At 69.5% G+C, this 6090-nt stretch carries 4 protein-coding genes; 2 read left to right on the forward strand and 2 right to left on the reverse strand.

The window, feature by feature from the left end; translation table 11 throughout:
- The coding region (locus G3N99_RS32855) for a helix-turn-helix transcriptional regulator (RefSeq protein WP_206124453.1) at positions 1-2208 on the reverse strand (2208 nt) is incomplete at its 3' end.
- 331 nt (positions 2209-2539) lie between these two features.
- Here G3N99_RS32855 and G3N99_RS32860 point away from each other — a divergent pair.
- A complete protein-coding gene (locus G3N99_RS32860) occupies positions 2540-2959 on the forward strand; it encodes a nuclear transport factor 2 family protein (RefSeq protein ID WP_206124454.1) in 420 nt (139 codons plus the stop codon).
- 40 nt (positions 2960-2999) lie between these two features.
- Here the strand turns inward: G3N99_RS32860 and G3N99_RS32865 are convergent, their stop codons facing one another.
- Complete coding sequence (locus tag G3N99_RS32865) at positions 3000-4664, reverse strand: fatty acid--CoA ligase (protein ID WP_174983862.1); 1665 nt, start codon at positions 4662-4664, stop codon at positions 3000-3002.
- Between the two features lie 456 nt (positions 4665-5120).
- Between G3N99_RS32865 and hchA the strand changes: the two genes are divergently transcribed.
- The gene (hchA, locus tag G3N99_RS32870; protein ID WP_174939603.1) at positions 5121-6002 is read left to right on the forward strand and encodes a glyoxalase III HchA; all 882 of its coding nucleotides are present in this window, start codon (positions 5121-5123) and stop codon (positions 6000-6002) included.
- The last annotated feature ends 88 nt before the right edge of the window (positions 6003-6090 follow it).

The raw sequence follows: 6090 nt of genomic DNA on the forward strand, positions 1-6090 counted from the left end.
TTCCGCGCGGGCATCGGCAAGCAGCAGCCGCGCTCGCGCGGACTGCGCCATCTGCCACGTCTCGACATAGCTCGACGCGGCTTCCGGTGGCTCAGTCGACACCAGCGCCGCCAGCGCGCGGCCGACACGATGGGCCTGCGTCAGCTTTCCCGCGCTCACGTGCAGCCGCACGCCGGTCGCCATGCAGGCGACGCGCAGCCGCAGCCATTGCCGGCTGCAGGCGATGTGGTCGGCCTCGTCGAGCATCTCGTGCGCGCGGGCCTCGTTGCCCGACCGGAACTGCAGCACCGCGGCCGTCTGCATGAACCGCAGCAGCGGCCCGAGCGAACACGCCTGCATCGCGATGTCGAAACGGTCGCGCTGCGCTTCGCGCACCTTCGGCCAGTCGTTCCATTCGTAATAGATCGCGGACAGGTAGCCGGCCGACAGCGCCGTCGCCGCCGACAGCCGCCCCGCCGAGCGTTCCGCACCGCGCAGTGCGGTCTCGAACGTCTTCGACGCATCGTGCAGGCGACCCGCGACGAATTCGGCGAGGCCGGACATGTTCTGCCGGTACACATGCGCAAACAGCGGCTCGTGGCCCGACGCCGCGCGTTCCGCGCGCGCGCGCAGGTCGAGCGCATCGTCGAGGCGGCCCGCGTAGCCGAGCCCGAAGATGAGCGTGGTCTGCCCGATCTGCTCGACCCACGAGCCGGCCGGCGGGCCGGCCGCCAGCACGCGCTCGCCGAGCTCGAGCGACTCGATGCTCCGGTCCGACAGCCCCGCGATGAGCGAGCGAACGCCAAGCAATTCGGTGTCGGTGACCGCATCCGTACCGAGCCGCCGTGCGTCGATGTCGGCTTCGATCGCCTCCAGCGCGCGGCGCGCGTCGACCATCTGCATCGACAGCGCCAGCGCCCACACGTGCGCGATCCGCAGCCGCAGGCGGCCCGCCAGCGCCGGCTCCGGCAGGCGCGATACCCAGTCGAGCACGGTGCGGACGTCGCTCGCGGCGATCAGCTTCATCGCGCACGCCTCGACCCAGCCGGCGGCCGCGTCGAAATCGCCGGCGGCGAGCGCATGCCTGACCGCATCCGTCCATTGCCGTTCGGCCGCGTACCACGCACTCGCGCGGTGATGCAGCGCGGCGACCTCGTCCGGCCGGCGCAACGCCAGCTCCTCGCGCAGGTATTGCAGGAACAGCGCGTGATACCGGTAGCTCCGGCGGCCGCCGTCGACCGAGCGGATGAACAGGTTGTGCGCGCTCAGCCACTCCAGGCACGCGACGGCATCGTCGCGGCCGGTCAGCGCATCGCACAGCGCGGGCGTCATCCGGTCCAGCACGGCCGTGCAGAGCAGGAAATGACGGATCGCATCCGGCACCTGCGTCATCACGTTCTCGTTCAGGTACGCGGCAATGCCGGCGCGCGCATGGCTGACCTGCTCGGCGACGCGCGCCGCATCGTTGTCGTCGCGCAACGCGAGCGCGGCGAGCTGCAGGCCCGACACCCAGCCTTCGGTGGCCGCGCGCAGCCGCCCGACGTTTTCCGCGCTGAGCGGCTTGCCGGCGACGCGCTCGAAGAACGCGCGCGTCTCCGCTTCGTCGAAGCGCAGATCGTCCTCGTCGACCCGGACGAGCTCGTCGCGCGATTCGAAATAACTGAGCGGCAACGCGGGCGCCGAGCGGCACGACAGCACCACGTGCAGGTTCGATGGCGCATAGCGCAGCAGCTCGAACATCGCGTCGTGGATGACGGGGGATGCGAGGCGGTCGTAGTCGTCGAGCATCAGGACCAGCTCGACGCCCGCGACCTCCAGCTCGTTGAGCAATTCGTCGAACACGATCTTCAGCGGAATCAGCGCGCGGTCGCGCAGCAGCCGCTGCGCGCGGCCGCCGACCCCGCCCGTCGCGTCGACGATCGCCGCCACCACGTACGACGAGAAAATCGACGCGTTGTCGTCGTCCTGGTCGAGGCTCACCCAGGCGACCTTCACGTTCGTCGCCACGAGCGCGTGGCGCCACTCCGCCAGCACCGTCGTCTTGCCGTACCCGGCCGGCGCGCATACGAGCGTCAGCCGCCGATCGAGGCCGCGCGCGAGCCGGCCGAAGCGCGCGATGCGCGACACGATTCCACGGGCCGACGCCGGTGCGAGCTTGGTGCGCACCAGCACTTCGATCCCGTCGGCGTCCGCAGGCCCTGCTGCTTGTCTGCTGTCGCTGGACGTCATGCTGTTCCTGTTCTCCTTGCGCTGCGCGCGTGCGTCCGCCTGGAAGGCCGGGCCACGGTACGGCCCGGTGCGCGGCGCGGTGCCGCCGCGCACCGAGACAGCATAGCGACACGGCGACGGCCGTCAAAAGTAGGTGATGTCCGTACCGCGGCGCGCGCCGGTCGAACGGAAGGACTCGCATTGTTCTCGATCGGGCGGGTGCTGTTCAGCCCCCCATTCGGGGGGCTACCGCGCCGGGAAAGTCGCCCCATCCTGACCGGAAGGTGTCCTGCACAGCCGGCTCGCGCCGCGCGTCGGGACCGTTTCCCCAGTCGTTCCGCCAGGAGTCCGCATGAACCGTCGCGACGTCGTCGCCGCCTTTTTCGACCGGTATCGCCAGCATGACATCGAAGGGATGCTCGCGCTCTTTTCTCCCGCTGCCGCCCTCGACTATGTGCCGGCCGGCGCGGCCGCTCCGGTGGCCACGCACGGCAGGATGATCTGGGGCACGCTGCTGGACGCATTCCCGGACCTGTCGAACGGGATCGACGCCATTCATGCGGATGATGGCGGCCGCCACGCCACCGCCGAGGTCACGATCCGCGGCACCCAGGCGCGGGACTTTCTCGGCATCCGGAACCGCGGCCGGTCGTTCACGCTGCGGCACGCGTTCGTGTTCGAGTTCGATGCCGACGGCCGCATCGCGCGGCTGGCCGCGTACTGGGACAACGTCCGGCTTTTCGAGGATCTCGGCAAGACGACGCTCGGCTGAGCGGGCGCGGCCGGCGGCCGGCGCCCGGCCGGCCGCACCGTCACGCGGGCTGGTAGCGTTCCCGCAGCGCCCGCTTGTTGATCTTCCCGACGCTCGTCTTCTCAATCGCGTCGACGATCAGCAGCCGTTCCGGCACCGCGTACCGCGAGATCAGCCCGCGATCGGCCACCTGCTTCACGTGCGCCTGCAACTCGGCCGGATCGACGCGCCCGACGTGATCGTCGGCCAGCACGACGAGCGCGAGCGGCCGCTCGCCCCAGCGTGCGTCCTTCACGCCGATGACGGCCGATTCGCGTACGGCGGGGTGCCGCGACAGGATGTCCTCGAGCTCCAGCGACGACACCCATTCGCCGCCCGTCTTGATCACGTCCTTGATCCGGTCGGTGATCTGCAGCCGGCCGTCCGGATCGATCACGCCGATGTCGTTCGTATGGAGATAGCCGCCGGCCCACAACGACGCCGTTGCCGGCGCGTCGCCGAGATAGCCGGCCGTCGCCCACGGCATGCGCACGACCACCTCGCCGGCCGCGCGGCCGTCATGCGGCACGTCGCGAAACTGCGCATCGACGATGCGCAGGTCGACGAGCGGCAGCGGCAGCCCCGCCTTCGTCCGGCGCGCGAGGTCGTCGTCGGCCGTGCCGTTCGCCATCGGCGACGCATCGACCTGGGCGATCGTCATCAGCGGGCAGGTCTCCGACATCCCGTAGCCGGTGTACACGTCGATGCCGCGCGCGAGCGCCGCCCGCGCGAGCCCTTCCGGCAACGGCGAGCCGCCGACCACCACCTTCCACGACGAAAGATCGACCGACGCCGATGCGGGGCAGTCGAGGATCATGCCGAGCAGCGTCGGCACGCAGTGCGAGAACGTCACCGACTCGCGCGCGATCAGCGCCAGCAGCCCGTCGGGCGAGTAGCGCCCCGGGTACACCTGCTTGAGCCCGAGCGTGGTCGCGATATACGGCAGCCCCCACGCGTGCACGTGGAACATCGGCGTGATCGGCATGTAGACATCGTCGCGATGCAGGCGCCCGCGATCGCGCGCGCTCGACAGCGCGGCCATCCCCGCCAGCGTGTGCAGCACGAGCTGGCGGTGGCTGAACGCGACGCCTTTCGGCAGCCCGGTCGTGCCGGTCGTATAGAACGTCGTCGCGCGGGTGTTCTCGTCGAAATCGTCGAACACGAAATCGGGCGAGCTGGCCGCGACGAGCCGTTCGTATTCGTCGGCGAAACCGTCGGGCAGCCCGGTCTCGGCGCCGTCCGCGATCAGCACGAAGCGCTGCGCGGCGACGAGCCGGTCGCGGATGCCGTCCAGCAACGGCAGGAAATCGCGATGCACCAGCACGACCCGCGCGCCGCAATGGTTCAGCGTATGGAGGAGCTGGTCGGGCGACAGCCTGACGTTCGCGGTCATCAGCACCGCGCCCATCATCGGGATCGCGTAATAACACTCCAGGTAGCGGTGGCTGTCCCAGTCCATCACGGCGACCGTATCGCCTGCGCCGACGCCGAGCGACGCCAACCCGCTCGCGAGTTGCCCGATGCGATGCCGGAACGTCCAGTAATCGTGCCGGACCTGGTCGCCGTACACGATCTCCTGCTCGGGCCGCGTCGCGAGCGGCGTGTGAAGCAGCTGCTTGATCAGCAGCGGATACGCATGCGCGGACGGGGCCGACGCATCGTGCAAATGCGGCTGTGACGGATTCATGAAGGGCTCCATAAGCGACCGGTCAGGCACGATGCCGGCCGGGCAAAGCGGCACGCCCGCGGGCGGCACGGCCCGGGCATCCGCCGGGTCCGGTCTTCGCGAGTGCGGCCACGATACCCGACGCGCCGGCGTCGGCGCCCCCCCCTGTCAGGGGGAGTCGGCGCTTGCGCCGGCCCGGCGGACATCCGCACGTCACGTGCCGGGCGTATCCACAACGAGGTGCGCAAGGTGCGCGGTGCAGTGTCACGACCCACCTGATCGGGGGGGCGTGGCGCGACGGGTGCCGCTGTACGATTCATGACGGCGCACAACCGGTTCTTCGGGACCCGCGTCCCCTCGTCCCGGGCATGAACGGAGGCCCACGCCGCCGATTCGAAACCGTGCATGCGCAATGCCCGCGTTTTGGCCGTTTTCCATGCCGAATCCTCAATCCGCCCCCCCGAGTAAGGAGCAGCCATGACTTCCGAACAGCCGCAGATGGACAGAACGCCCTCGCCCGATCCGGCCGAAAACAACGCGTACTTTCCGTCCCCGTATTCGCTGTCGCAGTACACGTCGTCGAAGACCGATTTCACCGGCGCGGATTACCCGAATCCGTACACGGGCGGCAAGTGGAAGGTGCTGATGATCGCGACCGACGAGCGCTACGTCCTGATGACGAACGGCAAGATGTTCTCGACCGGCAATCATCCGGTCGAAATGCTGCTGCCGATGCATCACATGGACCAGGCCGGCTTCGAGATCGATATCGCGACGCTGTCGGGCAACCCCGCGAAACTCGAACTCTGGGCGATGCCGGGCGACGACGAGGCGGTGCAGAGCACGTACCGGAAGTACCTGCCGAAGCTCAAGACGCCGCTGAAGCTGTCCGACGTGCTCGACGCCGACCTCGGCCCCGAATCGCCGTACATCGCCGTGTTCATTCCGGGCGGCCACGGCGTCCTCGCCGGCATTCCGTACAGCAAGGACGTGAAGCGCGCGCTGCAATGGGCGCTCGACTACGACCGGCACATCATCACGCTGTGCCACGGGCCCGCAAGCCTGTTGTCGGCCGCCGTGGACGAAGATCCGCAGCACTACCCGTTCAAGGGCTACGAGATGTGCGTGTTCCCGGATGCGCTCGACACCGGCCCGAATCTCGAGATCGGCTACATGCCGGGCCCGCTGCCGTGGCTCGTCGCGCAAAGCCTGGAAAAGCTCGGCGCGAAGGTGCTCAACAAGGACATGACCGGCCGCTGCCATCAGGACCGCAAGCTGATCACGGGCGACAGCCCGCTCGCGTCGAACGGCATCGGCAAGCTCGCGGCCGCCGCGCTGCTGAAGGAAATCGGCCACTGACGCGGGCCGCCCGCGGTCAGTCGGTACCGCGGGCGCGACGGGCTTCGCGCCCCTTTACGCGGCCGACCGGCCTCCCGCCCGCGGCGCC

The sequence above is a fragment of the Burkholderia sp. Ac-20392 genome, assembly GCF_017104585.1.
In the GTDB taxonomy this organism is placed as follows: domain Bacteria; phylum Pseudomonadota; class Gammaproteobacteria; order Burkholderiales; family Burkholderiaceae; genus Burkholderia; species Burkholderia lata.